Origin of the sequence: Methyloceanibacter stevinii, assembly GCF_001723355.1 — a bacterium.
Lineage (GTDB): Bacteria > Pseudomonadota > Alphaproteobacteria > Rhizobiales > Methyloligellaceae > Methyloceanibacter > Methyloceanibacter stevinii.
The window spans coordinates 101,447-125,043 of the sequence record NZ_LPWE01000001.1; the positions used below are offsets into that span (position 1 = coordinate 101,447).

Annotated in this window: 21 protein-coding genes and 1 pseudogene; 11 read left to right on the plus strand and 11 right to left on the minus strand. The window is 63.1% G+C overall.

What is annotated here, in order from left to right:
* Positions 1-122: 122 nt before the first annotated feature.
* Positions 123-1,499: an ATP-binding protein gene (locus tag AUC70_RS00535; RefSeq protein WP_083241110.1), complete on the minus strand. Its 1,377-nt coding sequence runs from the start codon at positions 1,497-1,499 to the stop codon at positions 123-125.
* A gap of 387 nt (positions 1,500-1,886) precedes the next feature.
* On the opposite strand from AUC70_RS00535, the gene ada reads away from it, so the two are divergent.
* Positions 1,887-2,957: a bifunctional DNA-binding transcriptional regulator/O6-methylguanine-DNA methyltransferase Ada gene (gene ada / locus AUC70_RS00540; RefSeq protein WP_069443098.1), complete on the plus strand. Its 1,071-nt coding sequence runs from the start codon at positions 1,887-1,889 to the stop codon at positions 2,955-2,957.
* A 35-nt stretch (positions 2,958-2,992) separates the two neighbouring features.
* Here ada and AUC70_RS00545 read toward each other — a convergent pair whose 3' ends face one another.
* Together AUC70_RS00545 and AUC70_RS00550 are read right to left on the minus strand one after the other, a co-directional pair.
* Complete coding sequence (locus AUC70_RS00545) at positions 2,993-3,364, minus strand: gamma-butyrobetaine hydroxylase family protein (protein ID WP_069443099.1); 372 nt, start codon at positions 3,362-3,364, stop codon at positions 2,993-2,995.
* 47 nt (positions 3,365-3,411) lie between these two features.
* Entirely contained in the window at positions 3,412-3,606 is a 195-nt protein-coding gene (locus tag AUC70_RS00550; RefSeq protein ID WP_069443100.1) for a DUF6494 family protein, read from the minus strand.
* 224 nt (positions 3,607-3,830) lie between these two features.
* Between AUC70_RS00550 and moaA the strand changes: the two genes are divergently transcribed.
* The 3 genes from moaA to AUC70_RS00565 all read left to right on the plus strand — a co-directional run bounded on the left by moaA (position 3,831) and on the right by AUC70_RS00565 (position 6,995).
* Positions 3,831-4,835, plus strand: a complete 1,005-nt coding sequence (gene moaA, locus AUC70_RS00555) for a GTP 3',8-cyclase MoaA (RefSeq protein ID WP_069443101.1) — start codon at positions 3,831-3,833, stop codon at positions 4,833-4,835.
* 205 nt (positions 4,836-5,040) lie between these two features.
* Complete coding sequence (locus AUC70_RS17665) at positions 5,041-5,949, plus strand: GGDEF domain-containing protein (RefSeq protein ID WP_141701863.1); 909 nt, start codon at positions 5,041-5,043, stop codon at positions 5,947-5,949.
* Positions 5,832-6,995 (plus strand): putative bifunctional diguanylate cyclase/phosphodiesterase, encoded by a 1,164-nt coding sequence (locus tag AUC70_RS00565; RefSeq protein ID WP_141701864.1) that lies wholly within the window; start codon positions 5,832-5,834, stop codon positions 6,993-6,995. Before AUC70_RS17665 ends, AUC70_RS00565 begins: the two co-directional genes overlap by 118 nt.
* A 66-nt stretch (positions 6,996-7,061) precedes the next feature.
* Here the strand turns inward: AUC70_RS00565 and asnB are convergent, their stop codons facing one another.
* The gene (gene asnB, locus AUC70_RS00570; protein ID WP_069443104.1) at positions 7,062-9,059 is read right to left on the minus strand and encodes an asparagine synthase (glutamine-hydrolyzing); all 1,998 of its coding nucleotides are present in this window, start codon (positions 9,057-9,059) and stop codon (positions 7,062-7,064) included.
* Between the two features lie 115 nt (positions 9,060-9,174).
* The gene (apbC, locus tag AUC70_RS00575; RefSeq protein ID WP_069443105.1) at positions 9,175-10,371 is read right to left on the minus strand and encodes an iron-sulfur cluster carrier protein ApbC; all 1,197 of its coding nucleotides are present in this window, start codon (positions 10,369-10,371) and stop codon (positions 9,175-9,177) included.
* 537 nt (positions 10,372-10,908) lie between these two features.
* Here apbC and AUC70_RS00580 point away from each other — a divergent pair.
* The 4 genes from AUC70_RS00580 (at position 10,909) to AUC70_RS00595 (ending at position 13,674) form a co-directional block, all read left to right on the plus strand.
* Positions 10,909-11,475 carry a hypothetical protein gene (locus AUC70_RS00580; RefSeq protein WP_069443106.1) on the plus strand — a complete coding sequence of 189 codons (567 nt, stop codon included), beginning with the start codon at positions 10,909-10,911 and terminating at the stop codon, positions 11,473-11,475.
* 72 nt (positions 11,476-11,547) lie between these two features.
* Positions 11,548-11,964 carry an Ivy family c-type lysozyme inhibitor gene (locus AUC70_RS00585; RefSeq protein ID WP_158007311.1) on the plus strand — a complete coding sequence of 139 codons (417 nt, stop codon included), beginning with the start codon at positions 11,548-11,550 and terminating at the stop codon, positions 11,962-11,964.
* 23 nt (positions 11,965-11,987) lie between these two features.
* Positions 11,988-12,986: a zinc-dependent alcohol dehydrogenase family protein gene (locus AUC70_RS00590; protein ID WP_069443126.1), complete on the plus strand. Its 999-nt coding sequence runs from the start codon at positions 11,988-11,990 to the stop codon at positions 12,984-12,986.
* A gap of 103 nt (positions 12,987-13,089) precedes the next feature.
* A complete protein-coding gene (locus AUC70_RS00595; RefSeq protein ID WP_342021933.1) occupies positions 13,090-13,674 on the plus strand; it encodes a response regulator transcription factor in 585 nt (194 codons plus the stop codon).
* A 126-nt stretch (positions 13,675-13,800) separates the two neighbouring features.
* Here the strand turns inward: AUC70_RS00595 and AUC70_RS00600 are convergent, their stop codons facing one another.
* Together AUC70_RS00600 and AUC70_RS00605 are read right to left on the minus strand one after the other, a co-directional pair.
* A complete protein-coding gene (locus tag AUC70_RS00600) occupies positions 13,801-15,120 on the minus strand; it encodes an ATP-binding response regulator (protein WP_141701865.1) in 1,320 nt (439 codons plus the stop codon).
* A gap of 26 nt (positions 15,121-15,146) precedes the next feature.
* Positions 15,147-16,310: an FIST N-terminal domain-containing protein gene (locus tag AUC70_RS00605; protein ID WP_069443109.1), complete on the minus strand. Its 1,164-nt coding sequence runs from the start codon at positions 16,308-16,310 to the stop codon at positions 15,147-15,149.
* Positions 16,311-16,713: 403 nt separating this feature from the next.
* Here AUC70_RS00605 and adh point away from each other — a divergent pair, with 403 nt between their 5' ends.
* The 3 genes and pseudogenes from adh to AUC70_RS15900 all read left to right on the plus strand — a co-directional run bounded on the left by adh (position 16,714) and on the right by AUC70_RS15900 (position 19,095).
* Positions 16,714-18,234, plus strand: coding sequence for an aldehyde dehydrogenase (gene adh, locus AUC70_RS00610; protein WP_069443110.1), 1,521 nt, complete (start codon positions 16,714-16,716; stop codon positions 18,232-18,234).
* Positions 18,235-18,318: 84 nt separating this feature from the next.
* Positions 18,319-18,729 carry a DUF779 domain-containing protein gene (locus AUC70_RS00615; protein WP_069443127.1) on the plus strand — a complete coding sequence of 137 codons (411 nt, stop codon included), beginning with the start codon at positions 18,319-18,321 and terminating at the stop codon, positions 18,727-18,729.
* Positions 18,722-19,095, plus strand: a pseudogene (locus tag AUC70_RS15900) (DUF779 domain-containing protein). The gene AUC70_RS00615 and the pseudogene AUC70_RS15900 overlap by 8 nt, the downstream one beginning before the upstream one ends.
* 22 nt (positions 19,096-19,117) lie before the next feature.
* On the opposite strand, the gene AUC70_RS00620 reads toward AUC70_RS15900, so the two are convergent.
* From AUC70_RS00620 to AUC70_RS15905, 4 genes are all read right to left on the minus strand, one after another.
* The gene (locus AUC70_RS00620) at positions 19,118-20,869 is read right to left on the minus strand and encodes a cation:proton antiporter domain-containing protein (protein ID WP_069443111.1); all 1,752 of its coding nucleotides are present in this window, start codon (positions 20,867-20,869) and stop codon (positions 19,118-19,120) included.
* A gap of 278 nt (positions 20,870-21,147) precedes the next feature.
* Positions 21,148-21,585: a hypothetical protein gene (locus tag AUC70_RS00625; protein ID WP_069443112.1), complete on the minus strand. Its 438-nt coding sequence runs from the start codon at positions 21,583-21,585 to the stop codon at positions 21,148-21,150.
* Positions 21,586-21,763: 178 nt separating this feature from the next.
* Entirely contained in the window at positions 21,764-22,165 is a 402-nt protein-coding gene (locus AUC70_RS00630; protein ID WP_244505429.1) for a sarcosine oxidase subunit gamma, read from the minus strand.
* Positions 22,153-23,597: aminomethyltransferase family protein (locus AUC70_RS15905; RefSeq protein WP_244505430.1), on the minus strand; the 1,445-nt coding region annotated here is incomplete at its 5' end. The genes AUC70_RS00630 and AUC70_RS15905, both read right to left, overlap by 13 nt.

Genomic DNA, 23,597 nt, shown 5'->3' on the forward strand with positions numbered 1-23,597 from the left:
GCCTCAGCCGGCGTGCCCTACGCCGCCAGCTCATGGGCACGCTAAAGGCCCTCGACCATTGTTTTATGACGCTGATGATTCTCTATTATGACAGCATAACTTGCTGTTCTATAATAGATTTTCTATTTTGAGGCTGTGGACAACGACGCCCGGTCGCCCGCCGGTTGCGACTCGTTAAGCATGACCGTGAAGGTCGAGCCTTGCTTCGGCTTTGAGGCGATCGCCAATTCGCCGCGATGCCTATTGAGGATATGCTTCACGATAGCAAGACCCAGGCCGGTCCCGCCCTTCTCGCGACTCGAATCGACATCGACCCGATAGAAGCGTTCCGTCAGGCGGGGCAGATGTTCGGCCGAGATGCCCGGCCCATCGTCGATCACCGATATCGCAAAACGTCCTCTCGCATGCTGGCTGAGCGAGGGAATGTGCTTGGCTTCGATCCGCACACTGCCGTTTGGACGGCCGTATTTCAGCGCGTTCTGCACGAGGTTCTGAAGCACCTGGAGGAGTTCGTCGCGATCGCCACGCACGATCGCCGGCTTCGCAAAACGCTCGACCTCCAGCGTCATATGACTGTCCGCCGCGATCGGCTCCAGCGTATCGCGGGCATGGCCCAAAACGTCGTTCAAATCGACCAGGTCGCTCGGCGGGACGTGCGCATTCATTTCGAGCCGGCTCAACGACAGCAGGGCGTCGATTAGCCGGGTCATACGCGCAGCCTGCTCCGCCATGATCGGCAGGAAGCGTTCGCGGGCCGCCTCGTCTTCCTTGGCCGTGCTCTGCAGCGTCTCGATAAACCCGCGCAACGAGGCGAGCGGCGTGCGCATTTCATGGCTGGCGTTGGCGATAAAGTCCGTCCGCATCTGATTGATGCGGTCGCCCTCGGTGAAGTCCCGCAGGAGAACCAGGATATCGCTTTCCGGTCCAGCCTTCCGTCCCAGCGGCGCCACCGTGGCTTCCATGCGGCGGCCGACCGGCACGCGCTCGGCGTAAACGACCGAAACCGCCTGGCCGGTCTGCGGCGCCGCGCTGACGGCATCGAGGAACTCGGGTGCGCGGATCAGTGAGGAAATATGGCTCCCTTCGCGCAAGGATGAGAAGACCCCCTTCGCCGGGGCGTTGAAGAAGACGACTTGGCCCGTTGGGCTCAGAAGGATGCCCGGGTCCGGCAGCGCATCGACCACCGCCGACATGGGCGAGCGGTTGCGGTCGGCGACGGGCGCCGGGGCAAAGCCGGCTTCTTCTTCCTGGTCGGTGTTCTGATGAGGAAGCAGCAGCACGGCCGCGACGAAACCGCCGAAGGACGCCAGGGCCAATCCGACAGACAGATCGCCCAGCGCCACGAGGCTCGCCATGATCACGGCCACAATGACGATCAGCCAGAAGGACGACCACAGCTTCGCCGTCAGGGCGTGAAGACCGCGCTTGGCGACCTGACGCGCACGCCAAACGCGGCGCTGCCGGGGCACCCGCGCGTCATGTTCGGCGTGATCGGTCAATGCGGTCTCCTGGTGGCACGCGTTCGTCTCGATGCTGACGGCCTACGCCGCATCGTGATTCGCCTGTGTGCGCCCGAATTATCACTTTTTCGCGACATTCTGCCGCTCCAACCCCAAGAAAAGCTGCGTTGGACGCCTCCGCCATCGCGACGGGCGATACGGCGCCGCGATCGATCCCTTCGCATTCTATATTGGTCACACTGCACGGGATTGCCACCACGACTTCTTGCGTGCCGTTTGTGTGCCCCAAAATTTGCCCCGGGGCGATGCTGTCGAGTTCGCCGGCAAGGATCGGAGTGCGCACGAGCAATCCAAGTGGCACAATCCCCACGATATCACGTCCTCCAATCGTGGCAGATCGCCCCCGGCACACCGACCCTCGGAACAATGTCTCCCAACCCAGCCACCAACTTCCGACACCTCGACGACGACAGCGCGTGGCAAGCAGTCCAGACGCGCAACAGCCGGTTGGACGGCGCCGTCTACTACGCGGTCAAGACCACGGGGATCTACTGCCTGCCGTCCTGTCCGGCTCGCAAGCCGAACCGGGCCAATGTCTCCTTTTTCGTGAGTTGCTCGGCGGCAGAGCGCGCCGGCTACCGCCCCTGCATGCGCTGCAAGCCCGCCGAAGCGGCCGCGGCCCCTGCCTGGGCTCTAAGGGTCGAAAAAGCCTGCCGTCTCATGGAGGAGTCCGAAGTCCCGATCCCCCTTGCGGATCTCGCGCGCGCCGTGGGCTCGAGCACCCACCATTTTCATCGTCAGTTCAGATCCGCGCTCGGGATCACGCCGAAGGCTACGGCGGCCGCGTTGCGGAACGATCGCGTGCGGGATGCCTTGTCCCGGGGCGCGACGGTGACAGAGGCACTTTATGAAGCCGGGTTCAGTTCGTCGGGACGCTTCTACTCCGGCGCCTCCGCCGCCCTCGGCATGGCGCCGGACTCGTTCCGTAAAGGCGGCGCCTCCGAACAACTGACATTCGCAACGATGCCTTGTTCCCTCGGCCATGTCCTCGTCGCGGCAAGTACGAAGGGTGTGTGCGCCATATTGCTGGGCGATAGTGCCGACGGCCTTGCCGGCGAGCTGCGCGCGCTCTTCCCTCAGGCGATCCTAAACGAAGCGGACGCGTCCTTCGCCGCGACGGCGGCGTCAATTGTCGCCCTGGTCGATAGGCCCGAAAGCCAAAGCGCTATCCCGCTCGATATTCGCGGCACCGCATTCCAGCGGCGCGTGTGGGAGACGCTGCGCAAGATCCCGGCCGGCGAGACGCGATCCTATAGCGAACTCGCCGCCGCGATCGGATCTCCCGGTGCGGTTCGCGCCGTGGCGGGCGCCTGCGCGGCCAACAAGCTCGCCGTGGCAATCCCGTGCCACCGCATCCTGCGCCGTGACGGCTCGCTATCGGGCTATCGTTGGGGACAGGAGCGCAAGCGCGCCCTGCTCGACAAGGAGAAGAGCTGAGGCGGCACCCGGGGCGCCATGGTGGCGATGTCGGCTCAGCGCGAGAGGCCCTTGTCGGCGAGCTCGTTCAGATAGTCCCTAAAGCGCGCCTCCTGGTTCTCGCCGAGGTCGCGCAGATACTCCCACATATAGAGCCCGGTGTTGTGGCCGTCGTCGAAGGTGATCCGCACGGCGTAGGTTCCGACCGGCTCCAACTGCACGATACGGACATTCTGCTTGCCCGGCACCGTCACCCGCTGCTCGGGGCTATGACCCTGGACCTCGGCGCTCGGACTGAGCACCCGTAGGAGTTCGGCAGGCAGCGCGAACCGCGCCCCGTCGTCGAAGGAAACGGTGAGCACGCACTTGTCTTTGTCGAGTTTCAACTCGGTCGGCCAGTTTGCCGAGCCGCCATCCGGAGCATACATCGCATCACCCAACTCATGTCAGCCGGTTTTCGTCAGCCAAGATCATCTCAACCAAGATCGATTTCACCTTCGACCACGTGGTTGAGGGACGTGCTGTCGGCCGTCAGAACCATCTTCATCTTGAGTTTGCCTTCCCCTTGCAACCCAGAGTCGCGGACAAGAGCCTCGATCGCCTGCTGCGACGTGACGCCGACTTCCTTCAAGAAACGTCGCATCGACATGTTGAACCGATCCTCGTCCATGGCCGGACTCCCTTGCTGATACGTGCCCGGTCAAGGTCGCTCTCCGACGGACCTGGGCGCTATTGAAAGGCTGCGAATTCAATATACTCTAGATGATCCTGCCCCATCGAGGCGGAAGTTAGGGGCCGCAAGGCGTAACGTGTCTCATGGCACACGCCCTGACGAAACACGAGGCACGAACCAACGTGCCGACTTGCGAGGAACAGGCTCGAAGAGACGCCCTTATGAGTGATGTTGAGACCAACCTGGTCGACCCGTTTGGCCGCGCCATCAGCTACTTGCGCGTCTCGGTGACCGATCGCTGCGATTTCAGGTGTACCTATTGCATGGCGGAGGACATGACCTTTCTGCCGCGCAAGGATCTGTTGACGCTCGAAGAGATCGATCGGCTCGCCAGCGCATTCATCGCACGTGGTGTGCGGAAATTGCGGCTCACCGGCGGAGAACCGCTGGTACGGCGCAATGTCATGAGCCTCATCGAATCTCTATCGCGGCGCCTGGGTAGCGGGCTCGACGAACTGACGCTCACCACGAACGGCAGCCAACTCTACCGTTTTGCCGACCAATTGGCCGAACACGGCGTCGAGCGGATCAATATTTCTCTCGACACGCTCGACCCGGCCAAGTTCCGCTTCCTGACGCGCTGGGGCGACTTCCACCAGGTCATGCGCGGCATCGACCGCGCCGCGCGCGCCGGCATCAAGGTCAAGATCAATGCCGTGGCCTTGCGTGACGTCAACGAGGACGAGATCGAAGACATGGTGCGGTGGGCTCATGGCCGGGGCTTCGACCTGACCTTGATCGAGACCATGCCCCTCGGAGAGATCGGCACCGACCGGACAGACCAATATTTGCCGCTGTCCCTCGTGCGGACCCGTTTGGCCCAGCACTTCACCCTGGACGATCTTCCCGACAGGACAGGCGGCCCGGCCCGCTATGTCCGCGTTCGTGAAACGGGCGGCCGTCTCGGTTTCATCACGCCGATGACCCACAATTTCTGCGAGTCCTGCAACAGGGTCAGATTGACGTGCACGGGCACGCTCTATATGTGCCTCGGCCAGGAGGATGCGGCCGATCTCAGGTCGCCAATGCGTGTCAGCCGTGACGACGATTTGCTGCACGCGGCCATCGAGGAAGCCATCGCCCGCAAGCCGAAGGGGCACGATTTTATCATCGATCGCGACTCCGCCCCCTCTTTGCCTCGATTCATGTCAGCGACCGGCGGCTAACCGCGAACGCGCTTAAGAAGGCCTTTCATCCCCGGAAAACTGCGGATTTTGCGTCCGCGGCACCCCGATTCTGCTCAGAATCTCGTCACTCGCGCGACAAAAAGACTTTAGTTCCCTCCGCTTACGTCGTTTCTTAACCTCCTGAGGCCAAATTTTGCCGTAAGTTGAACACAGCAAAACGAACGGCTTCCGTCGCAGTGGCATCATGCGCCTACAAGAACTGCTAAAAGAATATTGGCACTGGCTGGGGTTGACCTCGTTCGCCGTCGCGATTGCGCTGGCCGCGCTGGTGGCGCCGAATCGCATTGGCCTGCTCGAACTGGAACGCGAGGCCTTCTCCGCCGAGGACCGAATCCGTGAGGCGGTCTTGTCCGATCCTCAGGTCATGCTGCAGGCGCTGACGGTCCCTGGCGGTGCCGCGCAGTTGGCGGAAGTCTTCTCGGAGGCCGGATACGGACGGCGCGTCCTGCGCTACGAGTTGTATAACTCCAAAGGCGACGTGCTCTACACGAGCGGCCTTGCCGACCTTCGGCTGGACCGGTCGGCGGTTGCCGCGGCCATCAACCCCAAAATGAATGGCGCCACGATCGGTCTATACGGGGGAGAAGAACTCTCCAAGCCGTCGCACTTTGCGCGCCTGCACATTCCCATCAACCTTCGCGGAAAGGTGCATGGCTCCTTGGAGGTCTATCTGGACCAGACCGAGCAGGCCGGTGTCCTCTCCAACTATTTCGGCGTCGTCGCGCTCGTCATTCTCGGCCTCGTCAGCGCCGGCATCGCCATCCCGCTTATCGTGGCTTGGAGCCGCGGCCGCGCGCAGCGGCGCGCCAGCGAAGAAGTCCGGTACTTGCAAGAGCACGACACGCTGACCGGTCTTGCGAACAGGGCTACGCTCACGGACCTTCTCGACAATGCCCTGGAGCGGACGAAATCCGGTCATCGGCACTTGGCGCTTATCAGCTCGATATCGACCGTTTCCAGGAACTCAACGAGTCCTTGGAGGGCCACGGCGGCGACCGCGTCCTCCACGACTTCGGAAGCCGTATTCAGCATCTCGCGCGGGACACCGATATCGTTGCGCGGGTCGACGGTGACGAGTTCGCGATCGTCCTGACCGATATCGCGGCGCTCAGCGATGTAATGGCCTTCATGCATCGCTTGGGCACTGCTCTGGCTCAGCCGTTCCACGTCAGCAATCGCGAGGTCGTCCTGGCGACTAGCGTCGGCATTGCGCTGGCGCCCGCCGATGGCGATACCTCCGATGTTCTGCTGCGGCATGCGGCAATCGCGCTCTCCCGGGCGAAGGCCGATGGCGGGCAGCGCGTCTGCTTCTACGAAGAGAGCATGGACCAAGCCCTTCAGCGGCGTCATACGATCGAACAGGATCTGCGGCACGCGCTGAGACGCAACGAGTTCGAGATCGTCTACCAGCCCCAGTACGACCTGAAGACCGAGATGCCATGCGGCTCGGAAGCGCTGATCCGTTGGCGCCACCCGGACCATGGGCTCATTTCACCAGGGCATTTCATTCCGATTGCCGAAGAAACCGGACTCATTGTTCCGATCGGAGAGTGGGTGCTGCGGCAAGCCTGCGCCGACGCAACCAAATGGCCCGAGCACCTCACGGTCGCGGTAAATCTCTCTCCGGCGCAGTTCCGCGTCGGTGACATCACCGAGACGGTGGCCGATGTCCTCCATCAAACAGGATTGCCTGCGAGCAGACTGGAACTGGAGATCACGGAAAGCCTCCTGATCAACGACACCGAAGAGGTTCTAGCCAAGCTGAACCGCCTCCGGTCAATCGGCGTCAGGATCGCCATGGACGATTTCGGCACCGGCTATTCGAGCCTGAGCTATCTCGCGCGCTTCCCGTTCTCGAAAATCAAGATCGACCAGCAGTTCGTCCGCAACATGACTCGCGATCCGGCCATGCGCGCCATCGTGAAATCTGTTGTTGCTCTCGGCAAGTCACTCAGGATCGCCGTCACGGCAGAAGGCGTCGAGACGCCCGAGCAAGCCCGCATGCTGCGTCGCTTCGGCTGCCCGCAAGTTCAGGGCTTCCTCTACGGCCGGCCCGAGACCGCCGAGGTTCATGCCCAGGGCGCTCTCAAGGCAACCGCCAAGGTTGCGCCGCTTCCAAAGCGTCACAGCGCTGCCTAGTAGGCACGACCTAGCGGCCAGGACGTCAGAGACCGGCGGCCATTCCAATATCGCGATAAGATGCTGTTACGCGGAGACAGCCGCCTCGAGCGGCACCTCTTCCTGCGGCTCGGCCGGTGTATAGGCAGGCAGGCTGCATAGGCCGCCGCCAAGATAGACATGGTGCCAGAGCTGTGTGGCGACGACGCCGCCGAGACCGAGGCTGTAGAACCTGCCGAGACTGCGGCTCGATCCCTCCTCGGCCACCATGGCACAATCCCGCCGCACCTGATCGACATCGAAATAGCCCGTCCGTTTCAGGCTTTCCTCGCTGATCAATTCGCGCACGAATTCCGGTGCGTTCACGAGAAAACTGTCCGCCAGCGGCGCCTGGAACATGTGCTTGCGACGCTGCGCGATGTTCTTCGGCAAGATTCGCTCCGCGGCCTGCCTCAGCAGGAACTTATCGCGCATGCGCCGGCGCAGTTTCCAACGCGGGCTGAGTTGCGACATGAAGCCGATGACGTCCTCGTCCAGGAAGGGGTAGCGGGTCTCCACGCTGTTGGCCATGGCGATACGGTCGCCCTTCTGGGTGAGAAGCAGGCCCGCGAGATGGACCTTGTAGCCGAAATAGAGCGAGCGGTTGAGCGGATGCCAGCGCGCCATGCGCTCCAGGTCCAGATCAAAGTCCTCGTACGCGACGTGACCGCCGAGTTCTTCCTTGAAACCAGTGCTGAAATAGCGGTCCCGCGACGTGGACACGAGGCTGTACATGACCGACTGGGCGTGCGGACCGCCGACGAGCGCGTCGATCTGCTTGAGTTCGTCGGAATTCTGCTTCGCACCGATCTTGCGGATCGCCCGGCTGAGCACCGAGGTCGGCGTAAAGGCGTCGCCATAGTCGAGGAGGCGCGCCATCTCGCGCATCTTGAACCAGATGTAACCGGCGAAGCCCTCGTCGGCGCCCTCGCCCGTCAAGACGACCTTATAGCCTTGGGAGCGGACTTCGCGCGACAACGCCAAGAGCGCGGCGCAAGACGTGTCGAGAACGGGGCACTCGGCCGCGCGGGTCAAGGCCTCGTAAGAGTCCATGATGAGGTTGGAGCAGGCATGCACCACGGTCGGATGCGCGCCGATTGCCTCGGCGGCCTCCATCGCCTCATCGACCTCGTCGAGGCCTTTCTTGGGGATGCGAAGTGTGAAGCTCGGCAAGGGACGGCCGGCAACACGTGCGGCCGTCGCCATGACGAAGGCCGAATCCACGCCGCCGCTCAGATAGCCGACGACGGGCACATCGGCACGCAGCCGTATATCGACCGCGCGTTCGAACACCGACTGGAAGGAATCGGTGAGCTGGCCCACGTCTCCGTCCAATTCCTCACCCCAATCCGGGAAATCGAAGTCCCAGTACTTGCGCTCGACGGGGCTCGCCACGCCCACGCCATTCGGCAAGTCGATCCGAAGATAATGCCCGGGCTCAAGCGACTGAACGCCCTTAAACGCGGTGCGGCTCGAACCCATCGCAAAAAAAGTGAAGAGATGGTCCAGCCCGCGGGGATCGGCTTCCGGCCGGACGGCGCCGGAGGCGATCAGCGCCTTGATCTCGGAAGCGAAATAGATCGTGTCGCCCTGACGCGACCAGAATAACGGGCAGATGCCGACACGGTCCCGGCCGAGCAGGACAACACCGCGCGCGAGATCCACGATCGCGAAGGCAAACTGACCCTTTAAGTAGGGGAACAGGTCCTCGCCGTGCTCCTCATAGAGATGGACCAGGATCTCGCTGTCGCTATGGGTCCGAAAAACGTGCCCTTTCGCTTCGAGATCGGCGCGGCGTTCCGGGTATTCGAAGAACTCGCCGTTACAGATCACGGCGACGGTGCGGTCTTCATTGTAGATCGGCTGCCGTCCGTCCTCGAGACCGACGATGCTCAAACGGCGCTGCGCCAGACCCACGCCAGGCACGGACAGGAATCCCTCATCCTCGGGCCCGCGATGGACGAGAGCGTCCGCCATCCGTTGCAGCATGCCCCGGTCGGGTAGTCGCTTGCCTGCTAGGTCGATCGATCCCGCAATGCCGCACATACGTAATTATTCCTTTTGCAGCGCGGCGCCTGTTCCGGTGCGCTCGCGCCAAATAGGGCCAAGCGCGCCAATAGCGGCTTCCCCCGTGTTGAACCTTACGGCGCAGCCGTTGCGGCTAGGTCTCCATTACGATCTTCGGTGCGGGCCGGGCATCGCTCGACGCGCGTTCAATCTCGGCCCAGGCCGTCCGGGCGATGTCCCGGTACGCCTTGGAAACTTCGCTGTCGGGATCGCTCGCGACGACCGGCTCTCCGCTGTCGGATGTTTCCCGCACCGCCATAGTCAGCGGGACCTCGCCCAGGAAGGGGACGCCAAGCTTTTCGGCTTCCTCTTTGGCGCCACCATGGCCGAAAATGTCGGACCGGCCACCGCAATGGGGGCAGATGAAGGTGGACATGTTCTCGACGATGCCGAGGACGGGCACGTTGACCTTCGTGAACATGTTGAGGCCCTTGCGCGCATCGATCAGCGCCAGGTCCTGCGGCGTGGATACGATAACGGCGCCGGCGAGCGGAACCTGCTGCGCCATGGTGAGCTGGGCATCGCCCGTGCCGGGTGGCATGTCGACCACAAGGACATCGAGCTCGCCCCAGGCAACGTCCTTGAGCATCTGGGAAATGGCCGAAATCACCATGGGGCCGCGCCAAATCATCGGCGTCTCTTCGTCGACCAGGAAGCCCATGGACATGACCTTGACGCCGTGGCGCCGCATCGGGTCGAGCTTGTTGCCGGCCAATTGCTGCGGCTGACCGCTAAGCCCCAACAGGCGCGGCATCGAGGGGCCATAAATGTCCGCATCGAGAATGCCGACCTTCAGTCCCTGGTCCTTGAACGCTAGCGCGATGTTGACGGCTGTCGTCGATTTGCCGACACCGCCCTTGCCGGAGGCAACGGCGATGATCTTTCGAATGCCGGGAATGCCGCCTCCACCTTGGCGCGGCGGCTGAGAGGCGCCGGGCGCTTTCGCAGCTGCCGGGGCCGGCTCGGATTTCGGGGTTGGTGCGGCTTGAGGCGCACGGCGCGGCGTCGAGACCGGGCTCGTATCCGCGCTGCCCGGCTCGCGATCGGCGGTCAATGTCACCATGGCGCTCGTGACGCCTGGCAGCCCTTCGACGACGGTCGCGGCGGCCTGCCGCAAGCCTTCGAGTTCGGGCGCCCGTGCCGGGTCCACCGAAATCGCGAAATAGACCTTGCCCTTGTTGATGACGACCTCGGACACAAGACCGAGTGCGACAATATTGTCAGACAGATCAGGACCTTTGACGCCTTTCAGCGCGGCCAGGATTTGGTCTTTTGTGAGTGTTTCCGTCATTTTCCGTGTTTTGGTGTCGTACCCTTCGCCGGAATGTAGTGAGGAAGGCACCGCAGTGCAAAATTTCAAGCACCCTTCCGGTAAACGGGCGCGCCGGGAGAGGCCCCGAACCGGTCGAGCCGACCGGCCGTCCGAGGCACTGGGCGAGTAGCCGCATGGTTTGCCAGTTTTGCTGGGAAAGAAAAAGCCCGGCGTTTCCGCCGGGCTTTCGGGCTTGGGGAGAGCCATCGGCCAAGCGGAGCTTGGGTTCGGGTAGGGTGCGCGCACCGCCGGCCGGTATGGTGAACGTGCGGACCGGACAAAGGTTCCGGGCTCGGCACCCTTTCCGCCGAAAATCGGCACTTCTTCCCCTCAAAAAGAAACACTCATCAAGCCTTCTTTAACCAGCTCGGCTGCATCCTCATTACCAAGGGTTGCGATGGAGAGGCAGCCCGCGCAGCAGCAAAACCGAGTGGGGGACATATGCGCGTTGTGGCCGGACGGAACGGGGCGAACTGCCGGGGTCAACATTCCCAGCAAGACGAGCTGGAATGCCATGTGAACGCCCTCTCGCGGTTGGCCGAACGGGCCATCAACATGGAAATCGACCCGCCGGTCTGTACCCTGGTCATTCGCTCGGCCAAATCGGCGCCGGCACGGGCCCTCGTCCAGACCCAAGAGGCGCTGGCCGCGGCCGGGATTACGGTCAAAGTCATCCTGACCAAGGTCGACCCCGAGCAAGACCTGCATGCCCTGTTTGCCACGCTATCGGCGCTCCTGCCCGAGGCCGATCTCGACGACCATGTGCGCTGGGCACAAGATCCGCGGCTCATGGATGCCCATGAACAGGCTGTCTACGGCCCCGAACTTTGCTGGACCGGGGATGCAGTCCGCCGCGACGCCGACAAGCGCAACCGGCTCGTTCTTTTCGATGATGCACCGGCGGCACTCCTACGCGGCGCTCACGCCTTCAAAGCACTGTGGGCCGCCTCCAACCGGGTACCCGCGCATCTCCTGAACATCCACGCCGCTGCCGGATCGCTCGCGGCGGAAGCCTGCGCGAAAGACGCACCGCTTGCGGCCGTGGACCGGCCCGTCGAAGGATGGCCACTCCTGAGGCACTAGGACGCGCTGTTATAATAACGTCATCCTTTGGTGCGAGCCGTTCGCCCTTCATAATGGATGACGGAGTTCCCGATGCGCCTTTCCTTTCTGCTGGCCCTGTTTCTGTCGCTTAGTTCGCCTGCGCTCGCCCAAGAGGCGGCCGCACCGGCGGGGCCTGTCCTCGGAGACCTCCTCAAGAACCCGGCCTATTTCAACTCCTGGCAAGCCATTGCCGGCGGCAAGGAAGCGCCTGACTGGCTGAAGGAGTACACCCAGACCCTGGATGGTCCTCCGGTCCCCAGCATTCCCGTCGCCATCGACAATCAAACCTATTCGCTGGCTTTCACGTGCAAGCCGAATGAGTGCGAGCAGTTCCAGATCTTCGTCCTCTTCGCCCCGGACGGGAGCAAGGCGTGGGCCCTCATGGGCTCGCCCCTGACCGGCGTCAACTGGCTCGGCGAGCCTGACGAACGCATTCGCGCCGCCATCACCGCGGCACTGCAGAAATAGGCCAACCCGCCATGTCCGACACAATGGCAGCGATGCTTCTGGAACAGGCCGGCCAGCCGCTCCGTTCCGCGACGCTGCCGGTTCCCGCGCCGGGCCCCGGGCAAATTCTGCTGAAGGTCCTAGCCTGCGGGGTCTGCCGCACGGACCTTCATATCTACGACGGCGAGCTCGATCATCCGAAGCTTCCCCTCGTGCTCGGCCATGAGATCGTCGGCCGCGTGGAAGCGCTCGGGCCCGACACATCCGGCTTCGAGGAGGGCATGCGCGTTGGCGTTCCGTGGCTTGGTTACACCGACGGCACCTGCCGCTACTGCCGCGAGGGGCATGAGAACCTCTGCGACGAGCCGAAGTTCACGGGCTACCAGATCGATGGGGGGTATGCCGCCTACACGGTCGCCGACGAGCGCTACTGTTTCGCGATTCCCGACGGCTATTCCGATGCGGAGGCCGCGCCGCTCCTCTGCGCCGGGCTCATCGGCTACCGCTCCTTCAAGATGGCCGAGGACGCGCTTCAGGGCGAAACCAAGCGCCTCGGCATCTACGGGTTCGGCGCGGCGGCGCATATCGTCGCTCAGGTGGCGCGGTATCAGGGATGCGCCGTATACGCCTTTACGTCACCCGGCGACACGCAGGCTCAAGACTTCGCGCGTTCCCTCGGCGCCGTTTGGGCTGGCGGGTCCGACGAAGAAGCCCCCGATGAGCTGGACGCAGCGCTCATCTTCGCCCCGGTGGGGTCCCTCATACCTGCCGCTTTGAAGGCGCTTCGCAAAGGCGGCGTGGTTGTCTGTGGCGGCATCCATATGAGCGAAATTCCGGCCTTCTCCTACGACATCCTGTGGGAAGAACGCGAAATTCGCTCGGTCGCTAACCTGACGCGGGACGACGCGCGCGAGTTCCTGGCGCTGGCGCCCGAAGTTCCGGTTCGGACGACAGTCGTGCCGATGAAGCTCTCGGAGGCGAACGAAGCGTTGACGCGCCTGCGCGAAGGGGCCCTGACGGGCGCCGCCGTCCTTATTCCCTAGGCAGGAATTGCGTCCGGTTGGCCCTTACGACTTTATGAGAATTGCGGCACACTACCGTTCGGGGGTTTCGTAAATAGACCCATCAACCGGACGGCCACAGACGATGACAAAGATCCTGATCGTTGACGATCATCCTATGTTTCGCGAGGCCTTGCGCAGCGCCGTGAAGTTCTCGCGCGACGATGCCGAAATTCTCGAAGCGGGGAGCATCGAGGCCGCGCATGAGATCATTCGGGACGAGCCGGGCATCGAAATCGTGCTGCTGGACCTTTCCCTGCCCGGAACGACCGGTTTCGACGGTCTCATGCTTCTGCGCTCGGCATTCCCAAGAACGCCGATCATGATCGTTTCCGGCCTCGACGACCCGAAGATCGTCCAGGAAGCCATCCGGCTTGGCGCGGCGGGCTTCGTGCCGAAATCCGTCGACAAGGCCACGCTTGCCCAAGGTCTGTCGGAAGTCTTGAGCGGCTCGGTCTTCGTGCCGCCGGAACTCGCCCAGAACGCGCAAGGGCCTCGGGCTGCATCGCGCGCCAGCGATATCGCGGATCTGGTGGCCAACCTCACGCCTGCGCAGATGCGCGTTCTTCAGCTCATTCGCCATGGCCAGCTGAACAAGCAGATCGCCTACGAACTCGGGGTGAGCGAGACGACCGTCAAGGCCCATGTCTCGGAGACCTGCGGAAGCTGAACGTGGTGAGCCGCACCCAGGCCGTGATCAAGACCTCGCAACTCGACTTCGAAGCGATCGCCGGCGACGAAGGCGCTCCCAGCAGCTAGGCTTTCGGCCCAGCGTAGGCCCCCAATAGATGTGTCATCAGGCGCGAAGCTCCGCAGGCCGCGTGGGCTTGCGGAGGAGTTCGCACCGGGCTGCCGACACATCGGCGGCGACCTCGGGGCTCCAATCGCCGGTGACCACGACCGCCGGAAACACCGATCCGAACCGGTCGCGCAAGGTTCTTACGACGTCTACGCCGGTCCGCCCCTCGTCGAGATGATAGTCGACGAGCGCGATATCCGGCGGGCGCCCGAGTTCGGCCAGGGCCTGTTCGACCTCGTCGAGACGGGATCCGGCCAGCGTCATGCACGACCAATTGGTCAGGAGGCGGATAGTCGCATCGAGAACATCCCGGTCGTTCTCGACCACGACAACGGCTGCGCCGCGCGTGATCTCGGGGCTGGCACGCTCCGCCGGCTGACGGACCTCATGTGACGTTGCAACGTCGGCACAGTCGAGCGTGAGCCGGAAGGTCGAGCCCCTGTCCGGCCTAGACCGCACCTCGAGGGTGTGCCCCAACGCCTGGACCGTGCGCTGCACGATCGAAAGACCGAGCCCGAGGCCGGCGTGATCGCTCTTGGCTGCGGCGGCGCCTCGATAGAACTCCTCGAACATCGTCTCGAGCTCGACCTCCGAGATACCACAGCCGGTGTCGACCACGTCGATCAGGCACTTTTCTCCGCGCTTCCGCGCACCGATAACAACGCCTCCCTTTGACGTATAGCGCACCGCATTGGACACGAGGTTCTGCAGCACCCGTTGCAGAAGCAAGGGATCGCTGTGCACGAACAGACCCGAAGGGCGGACCTTGAGTTTCAGCCCTTTCGCTTCCGCTTGCGGCATGAAGCTGGCCTCCAGCACGTCAAGCACCTCGTCGAGGGGGAAGGACTGGATTTCCGGCGTGACGACGCCGGCATCGAGCTTCGAAATATCGAGCAGCGTCTTGATCAAGTCCTCGATCGTCTGCAGGGACTGATCGACCCGCCCGGCCAAGTGCCGCGCGTCGTCGTTCTCCTGCAGGTCGGAAAGGACCGAGATGGTCAGACGCGCCGCGTTCAGCGGCTGCAGAAGGTCATGGCTTGCCGCCGCCAGAAAGCGCGTCTTACTGAGATTGGCCCGTTCGGCCTCGTCCTTCGCCTCGACGAGCGCCTCGTTCGAACATTCGAGCCGGCGCAGGACGGCGGTCAGCTCTTCCGTTCGGGAACGAACCTTCGCATCGAGGCCGATCGCGGTTTGGAACAACGAAAAGGCATTGCCCTGCTGATCCATCGACCGCTCGACGCGGTCCATCAGGACGGCATTGATCTTGGCGAGTTTCTCGACACGCCGCTCCAGCCCCTCGTCTTCGGAACCACTCATGGACTCGTCATGCTCATCCCGACGCATCAGTTGGCTCCCTGCCGTCCGATCGCGACGCCGGTGAAGGTTTGGTTGAGATGCATGGCGTTGTATTGCTCGCCATAGGTATGGAACCCGACGACATGGTAGCGGCGGTAGAGGTCGCTGACCTTGTGCTTCATCTGCCGGTTCTCGGCATCGAGCCGCCGCAGCACGCATTCGAATCCCAAGACGAAATCTACGCCCCCGACGTCCTCGTCCAGACGTTCGAGCTCGGCCTCCATCGACTTCACCATGTCTCTCGGCTCGGCCACGGTAAGAACGACCCCATCGTCGATGGCGCAAAAGAAGGACAACGACCCATCGTCGTTCACGCGCTGAATGGACCGGCAATAATAATCGCCGCCAATGCGCACGACCACGGGGTGAGCCGCAAAACTCATGGGCGCCAACGAGGACGGCTCAAGCCCCACCGAGCTTGCATATTCCAGAGCCGCCGGTTCGGCGTTGAGTTCATAAACGGTTCGGGTCGACGTGTCGGAGGCCGTGACGACGAGCTTGGTATCGGTCGGCTCGAAATGGTCGCAACAGAAACTGCGCACCGGGTGTTCGGTTTCGACGAGAAGCAACAGCGCGGCGCCTCTATGGACCCGCCCGTCATGCAGCAGGCTCGTGCCGGAAAGCGTGAGCCCATCGCCCGCCGAACCGCCCACGAGCGGCACGTCGCCGAGCGCCCACGCGATTGCCGACACGATGGCCTCCTCGCATCGGGATAGACCGTCGATCAGCGAGATGGCGAAGAGGTTTGGGTAGCTCTCGCCCTTCTCCTTGTCGAGGCGCGCGCGCAGGGCCTGCACGACATCGGAGGCACGGTCCACGCTCAGGGAACGCACCTCGGGAATGACGCAACTTACGAAGCGGAATCCCGACTTTGGAAAAGCCACCAAAAGGACACTGCGCTCGCTGAAGCCGTCGGACGTGATCTCACCGGATGTGCTGCAGCCTGCGACCGGGACGCCGGGAAAAGTCTCGGACAGGGCTGCGATGAGCCCCTCCGCCTCGTAGGGCTGGGAGAAAAAGACCAGAAGTTGCCCGATATCGGACGGATCAACGACCCCAGCGATCTCGGCAACCGCCGTTTCCGGGGTGTCGGCACAGGTCCAGGCCGTCTGGACGCCACAAGCCCGACGTTCTGCATGCGCTCTGGGCACAGCACGCTTCCTCCATCGCCCCTGGCACGCCCGGTTCGCTCAATCCTGGCTCTCACCAGAGATTTCCGGATCTGTCGCCGCGCCAAGCAGCGCCATTGGACCAAAGTACAATACCCGCAAAGAGAAGCAATCAATGGAGTGTCATATTCCGTCGGCACTGCAAATGCGTAGATCCGCATCCGGAAAGACGGGAGCATGGATGGCGTAGGGGTGGACGGGCCGCTCGGCCCCCTCACCCAAGACCGCTTTGCTCCAAAAGTAGAATTCTACCTTTGAAGAAAGTCGAATAGGCTATCCGGCAACCTATCGAGCGTAACGGGCCGTGCCCGGGAATCGGTGATGAATTCGCCGCTCGAAGTTGGGTAACAATTGGCGAAATCGCCGAATATCTAGGGAGAAAACAATGCTTCACGAGGTCATAGAAACCCTGAATGCGCGCGTGGCCCTCCGGGCGCGCTACGACAATTTCATCGGCGGCGACTGGGTCGCGCCGGTGGATGGGCGCTATTTCGACAATCTCAGCCCCGTCACCGGTAAGTCCGTCTGTCAGATCGCCCGTTCTCAGGCCGCCGATGTCGATCTTGCGCTCGACGCGGCCCACAAGGCCCGCGAAGCCTGGGGCAAGACGGCGCCGGCGGAACGCGCCAAGCTTCTCAACAAGATCGCCGACCGCATGGAGGAGAACCTCCAGCTGCTAGCGGCTGTTGAAACCATCGACAACGGCAAGCCGATCCGCGAGACCACGGCGGCCGACGTTCCGCTGGCCATCGACCATTTCCGTTATTTCGCCTCTTGCGTCCGCGCCCAGGAAGGCACGCTCGGGGAATTGGACCACGACACCGTTGCCTATCATTTCCATGAGCCTCTCGGCGTCGTCGGCCAGATCATTCCGTGGAACTTCCCGATTTTGATGGCGTGCTGGAAACTCGCACCCGCGCTTGCCGCCGGCAATTGCGTGGTGATGAAGCCGGCCGAGCAGACGCCCATGTCGATCATGGTGCTGATGGACTTGGTCGGGGACATCCTGCCCGCGGGCGTCCTCAACATCGTGAACGGTTTCGGCGTCGAGGCCGGCAAGCCGCTGGCCCAGAGCCCGCGCATCGCCAAGATCGCCTTCACGGGCGAAACCACGACCGGGCGCCTCATCATGCAGTACGCCTCGGAGAACCTGATCCCCGTGACGCTGGAACTCGGCGGCAAGTCGCCGAACATCTTCTTCGCCGACGTGATGGCCGAGGACGACGATTATTTCGACAAGGCGCTCGAAGGCTTCGCGATGTTCGCGCTGAACCAGGGCGAGGTCTGTACCTGCCCGTCGCGCGCGCTGGTGCAGGAATCGATCTACGACCGCTTCATTGAGAAGGCGATCGCCCGCGTCGAGAAGATCAAGCTGGGCAACCCGCTCGAGATGGACACGATGATCGGCGCCCAGGCGTCCAACGATCAGCTCGAAAAGATCCTCTCCTATGTCGATATCGGCAACAAGGAAGGCGCCGAGCTGCTGACCGGCGGCGAGCGCGCCAGCCATGGGGGCGACCTGGCCGAGGGCTATTACATGAAGCCGACGGTGTTCCGCGGCCACAACAAGATGCGCATCTTCCAGGAAGAGATCTTCGGTCCGGTTCTGTCGGTCACGACCTTCAAGGACGACGCGGAAGCGCTTGAGATCGCCAACGACACGCTCTACGGCCTCGGCTCCGGCGTGTGGACCCGCGATATCAACCGCGCCTACCACTTCGGCCGCGGCATCCAGGCCGGCCGTGTTTGGACCAATTGCTACCATCTCTATCCGGCCCACGCGGCCTTCGGCGGCTACAAGAAGTCCGGCATCGGGCGCGAGACCCACAAGATGATGCTCGACCACTACCAGCAGACCAAGAACATGCTGGTGAGTTACAGCCCCAAAGCGCTGGGCTTCTTCTAGCCCTTGCGGGTCTAGTCGAGATAATCGTCATTGGCGGCCCGGCGAGCATCCTCGCCGGGCCGTTCTGCTTTGAAGGGCGACGTGATGGTTGAGCGCGTGCTCGCGACAAATGCGGCTCTCGAGACCATCGGCAGGCTCCGAAACAAGCACGGACCGCTGATGTTTCATCAGTCCGGCGGATGCAGCTACGGATCCGCCCCGATGTGTCACCTCGACCGCGAGTTCACGCTTGGCCGGAACGATATTCGCCTCGGTGAGATCGGAGGCTGCCCTGTTTACATGGACGCCGATCAGTTCGAAAATTATCGGCATGTTCAGCTTACAATCGACGTTGCCGTGGGCCATGGCTCCGCTTTCTCGATGGAAACGCCCGAGGGTCTCCGCTTCCTCATGCGGAGCCGGAACCTCACCAACGAGGAAGAGGCTGCATTGAAGAATGCCGAGCAGTCTGATGGCGCCAGAACGCGACACGAAGGAGAGCGGATCAATGGTTGAACGGGTTTTAGCAACGGATGCGGCTCTCGAGCTGATCGACAAGCTCAGAGACATGCATGGGCCTTTGATGTTTCATCAGTCCGGCGGGTGCTGCGACGGCTCCGCGCCCATGTGCTACCCGGCAGGTGAATTCCGGACTGGCGCAAGCGACGTGCAACTCGGAGAGATTGGCGGCTGCCCCTTCTACATGAGCTCCGATCAGTTCGAGTATTGGAAGCACACCCAGCTCACGATCGACGTGGTCAAGGGACGCGGTGCAGGGTTCTCTCTCGAAGCGCCGGAAGGCGTCCGGTTCCTGACGCGAGGCCGCGTCTCACGGACGAAGAAGCCGACGCGCTGGCGGCGGAAGCGGAAGCCGCCTCCTAGAACGAAGAGCCTCGAAGCGCCTCTAGCGGCCGCCGCGGATAGGACCCGCCGTCGCCATGCCGGCCATCGCATCGGTGATTGGCCGTTCCTGGGCATTCAGTTCGCCGAGCATGGCCTTGCCGATCTCATGCTCGCCCATCACCACGAAGTCCGCACCGTGTTTGGCAAGATGATCGATTTCGGCTTCCGAATGGGCGCGTGCCACGATCCGGAGCTTCGGATTGATGGCGCGCGCCTGCTCGACCACCCTGCCCGCCTCGAAGGCGTCGGGAATAGCCACCAGCAGGCACCGTGCTTCCCCGAGCTTGGCCGACTTGAGGACTTCTGGATCGGCCGCGTTGCCGTGCAGAGCCTCGACGCCGTTCGCGGTCAGGTCGGCGGCATCCTCCGCGTCGTCCTCGATGATGTAAACGGGGATGCCCTTCTCCAGAAGTTGCTTTGAGACATACCGCCCTACACGTCCATGGCCAATCAGGACCACATGGTCGGTCAATGCCGTCTCGGGAATGGGTTCGCGGGTCGGCGTGGCTTCCTTTTCCTCGCTCTCCTCTTCCTTGGCCTCCGGCACGGCCTCTTCGGCGCGCGCCTGATCGCGCCACGCGAAGTAACGGTCGAGCGCCCCGAACAGAAGCGGGTTCAACAGGATCGTGATGATGGCGCCCGCCAGGATCAGATCGCGCCCTTCGCTCGGCAGGACGCCCAAGGTCAGGCCGAGGCTCGCAAGGATGAAAGAGAACTCGCCGATCTGAGAGAGCGACGCGGAGATCATCAGGCCCGTGTCCGACGACTGCCCAAACAGACGCACCACCGCGAAAGCCGCGATGGATTTGCCGATGACGATGATCGCGACGGTTGCCAGCACGGCAAGCGGTGCATCGACCATGATCGCGGGGTGGAACAACATGCCCACGGAGACGAAGAACAGAACCGCAAAGGCATCGCGCAGTGGCAGCGATTCCGTCGCCGCTTGTTGGCTGAGCTGAGACTCGCTCAGCACCATGCCGGCGAAGAAGGCGCCAAGCGCCAGAGAGACGCCGAAGAGTTCGGCCGCGAGGAACGCGAAGCCGAGTGCGATGGACAGCACCGCGAGGCGAAACAGCTCCCGGCTGCCCGTGTGCGCCACATAGTGAAGCAGCGCCGGGATCAGCTTCTTGCCGACAACGAGCATGGCCAAGGTGAACACGAGGAGCTTGCCGACCACCTCGGCCACCTGCGTCAACATCACGGTCGCGTCGGGCGGCGCCTCGCCCTGGAAGAGCCCGGTGATGGCCGGCAAGAGCACCAAAGCCAGAACCATGGCGATGTCCTGAACGATCAGCCAGCCGATGGTGATCTTGCCGCGCTCCGTCTCGAGCAGGCGGCGCTCCTGCAGCATACGCAGGAGTACGACGGTACTGGCCACGGACAGGGCAAGACCGAAGATGAAACCGGCGGCCGGATTCCAGCCGAGCGCCCAACCGACGGCCATGCCGAGCGGCGTGGCGAGAAGACCTTGCGCAATGGCGCCGGGGATCGCGATAGCACGAACCGACAACAGATCCTGAACGGAGAAGTGGAGCCCGACGCCGAACAGCAGCAGGATCACTCCGACTTCGGACAGTTGATTGGCGATATTCTGGTCGGCGCCGACGGCGGGCGCGAAGCCGATGACGATACCCGCCACGAGGTATCCCACGAGCGGCGGGAACTTCAGCCGGTGCGCCACGAGACCCAGGCTGAAGGCAAGCACCAGACCAATCGTCAGCGTCGAAACGAGTGGTGGCACATGTAGCATTTCAATCGGTCCCGGCTGGCCGTCGTCGTTGCAGAGCGCGCATGGGCAGACCTGGGAGTCAGCCGGCGGCAAGTCGCATCGTCCTCAATACGACATCCATGCCGCCCTGTGACGAAAGTTTTGGTGCGGTCCAAGGTTTTTCAGAACCTTGGCAAAATTGGCACGATCCGCCCAGCCCACACAAAAAAAGGGCACGGTGAATATCCACCGTGCCTCATCTTTCCGCGGTCTGCCAGGGCAGCGCCGGCCGCACGCGGCGGCAGCGTGTGCAGCGCGTTCTACATGGTCGACGCGCCGACAACCTCGTGATCGGAGATCACGCAGTGCCAGGATCCGACCGCCGGAAAGTCGTGCAGGTCCTGCCGCTGCTGCAGGAACTGCATGGCTGCCATGAAACCGCCACGGCCGATACAGGCGTTCGGCGACATGGCGTCGGCCAGGAAGTCCATGGGCACGGGGACGTCGATGCAGCCCAGCGATACGAGCGCGGCTTTGCGCTCCTCGGGGGTCAGCGACTTCTCGTTGTCGTAGATCTTGCCTTGGTTGGTCGGCTCAAGGGGCGTTTCGGCTGCGGGGCACGCCTTGACGATGAGCTGTACGTATACGGTCTTTTCTTTGTCCGCGCCCATACGGGTCGGCTGATCGGGTTCGGCCATTGCGGGACCGCAGAACAAGGCGCCGAGCGCGAAGGCAAGGGTCACGGGAGATTTCATCATTGTCTCTCACGTTTCGAGAGCTGACGGCCACGCCCTCATCGAGAAACTTGCCTGCGGCCGGCCGATGCCGCTTCGGGACCATGTCCCGACCTCCCCCAGTTAGAATAAGTCTAATAGGAATTACCAGAATTCCCAAGCCGGTTACCGTCCGCAAAGGCTGCGGCCGTGCCCTATCCGGTCACGATGTCGTGACGACATCCAGGCCGTATGCGGCGGCGGCTTCCTCGAGCCAGCCATAGAAGCTGCCGGCAACGCTGCGAAAGACCGCCAGATCGAAAGCCTCGCCGTCCCGCCAGACCAGGACGCCCATATGGCTGATATTGGTGACGGCTGCCGCGCCGTCGACGAAGACGTTCGGGTCGAGATCGATAGCGAGCCCCTTGGCCAGCACATCGCGGACGGCAGGCCCTTCGACGCGAACCACGGCCCGGCCACTGCTGTGGTCGGCGACAGAAGCCAGCCCTTCGAGCTTCTTGGCGAGATCATTCGCCAGAGCCTCGTTCGCATGGGTCTCGGATACGGCGAACCATTGACCGGGGCCGACGCCGACAAAGCGGACGCCCTTGCCTATGGCCGACACGGGCCCGTTCGGGAGCGCCACGCCATAGGCGGCATGGATCGCGGCATCGAGGGCGGCCGCTTGACCTTTGCGGACTTCGAGCGTCGCCAGACCGAGATCGGCGCGCTCCTGTAAGGTAACGCCCGCTTGGCCGTCGGGCCTGCCATGACGACCCGGGACCGATACGCCTGAAGAGCGGACATGGATTTCAGCTTAGACACGGAGCCGCCCCCCTTCCGGATCGACAAAGTGAGGACTGCACACCTCGGCCAGCGTTTCGTAGTTGCGCAACGGATCGCAGACCTTGACCACCTCGCCGTACGCGCGGGACCGTCGGACAGCATGGCCAGCCCAATGAAGCTCTGAAGCTCCGGTGAATAGGCCTGAGACGTCACATAGCCCTGATCGTTCTCGGCATTGGCTGCGGCGTTCCTGGGAACAAGGTGCGCGCCCGCGTTGATCCGCATCTTCGGATCGAGCGGCTTGAGGCCGACCATCGCGGCCCGCGCGGATTCGTTCAGCGCGTCGCGCTCACCCATGAAGCGGCCGATGAAGTCCTTCTTCTTGGACATCATCTTCCCGAGTCCGAGATCGTGCGCCGTGGTTTGACCGTTGAGCTCGGGCCCCGCGGCATGGCCCTTCTCGATCCGCATGACGCCGAGCGCGTCGGTGCCGTAGGGCGCGATGCCATGCTCGGCGCCGGCCACCATGATCGCGCGGATCAACCCATCGCCAAACCGTGCGGGCACCCCGATCTCATAGGCGAGTTCGCCGGAGAACGAGAGCCGGAAAACCGGGCCGCGTACCGCCGCACACCGTGAAGGTGCCGCACGCCATGTAGGGGAAGGCTTCGTTCGAAATATCCTGGCCTGCATCGAGCAACGCCTCGATGACCTTCGGGCGTTTGGACCCGCGACTGCATACTGTGCCCATTGTTCGGTCTGCGACACGGTCTGCACGTCGAGCTCGGGCCACAGCACTTGCTGGCAGAACTCCAGGTGCTGACTGACCTTCACCGCGTTGGCCGTCGTCGTCGTCATGTAGAAATGGTCGTCGGCCAGGCGCGCGGTCGTTCCGTCGTCCATGGCAAAGCCATCCTCGCGCAGCATCAGACCGTAGCGTGCCTTGCCCACGGCGAGCTTGGAGAAGCCATTGATGTAGACACGGTCGAGGAACGTTGCCGCATCGGACCCTTGCACGTCGATCTTGCCCAGTGTCGACACATCGCAAACGCCGACATTCGTGCGCGTGTTGGCGACTTCGCGATCAACGGTCTGTTGCGCCGTCTCGCCTGGCTTCGGAAACATCAGCGCACGCATCCATGCCCCGACCTCGACAAACACGGCACCCTGCTCTTCGGCCCAAGCGTGCGAGGGCGCCAGACGCGTGGGGCGGAAGTCTTTCCCGCGATGGTGACCGGCGAGGACGCGATCGCGACCGGCCGGCGAAGGGA

Excerpts from the sequence above, each read along its gene's own strand:
- ada (WP_069443098.1), top strand. The coding sequence starts at position 1,887 with ATGTCTCCCAACCCAGCCACCAACTTCCGACACCTCGACGACGACAGC.
- AUC70_RS00545 (WP_069443099.1), bottom strand. The coding sequence starts at position 3,364 with ATGTATGCTCCGGATGGCGGCTCGGCAAACTGGCCGACCGAGTTGAAA.
- AUC70_RS00550 (WP_069443100.1), bottom strand. The coding sequence starts at position 3,606 with ATGGACGAGGATCGGTTCAACATGTCGATGCGACGTTTCTTGAAGGAA.
- moaA (WP_069443101.1), top strand. The coding sequence starts at position 3,831 with ATGAGTGATGTTGAGACCAACCTGGTCGACCCGTTTGGCCGCGCCATC.
- AUC70_RS17665 (WP_141701863.1), top strand. The coding sequence starts at position 5,041 with ATGCGCCTACAAGAACTGCTAAAAGAATATTGGCACTGGCTGGGGTTG.
- asnB (WP_069443104.1), bottom strand. The coding sequence starts at position 9,059 with ATGTGCGGCATTGCGGGATCGATCGACCTAGCAGGCAAGCGACTACCC.
- apbC (WP_069443105.1), bottom strand. The coding sequence starts at position 10,371 with ATGACGGAAACACTCACAAAAGACCAAATCCTGGCCGCGCTGAAAGGC.
- AUC70_RS00585 (WP_158007311.1), top strand. The coding sequence starts at position 11,548 with ATGCGCCTTTCCTTTCTGCTGGCCCTGTTTCTGTCGCTTAGTTCGCCT.
- AUC70_RS00590 (WP_069443126.1), top strand. The coding sequence starts at position 11,988 with ATGGCAGCGATGCTTCTGGAACAGGCCGGCCAGCCGCTCCGTTCCGCG.
- AUC70_RS00595 (WP_342021933.1), top strand. The coding sequence starts at position 13,090 with ATGACAAAGATCCTGATCGTTGACGATCATCCTATGTTTCGCGAGGCC.
- AUC70_RS00600 (WP_141701865.1), bottom strand. The coding sequence starts at position 15,120 with ATGAGTGGTTCCGAAGACGAGGGGCTGGAGCGGCGTGTCGAGAAACTC.
- adh (WP_069443110.1), top strand. The coding sequence starts at position 16,714 with ATGCTTCACGAGGTCATAGAAACCCTGAATGCGCGCGTGGCCCTCCGG.
- AUC70_RS00615 (WP_069443127.1), top strand. The coding sequence starts at position 18,319 with ATGGTTGAGCGCGTGCTCGCGACAAATGCGGCTCTCGAGACCATCGGC.
- AUC70_RS00620 (WP_069443111.1), bottom strand. The coding sequence starts at position 20,869 with ATGCTACATGTGCCACCACTCGTTTCGACGCTGACGATTGGTCTGGTG.
- AUC70_RS00625 (WP_069443112.1), bottom strand. The coding sequence starts at position 21,585 with ATGATGAAATCTCCCGTGACCCTTGCCTTCGCGCTCGGCGCCTTGTTC.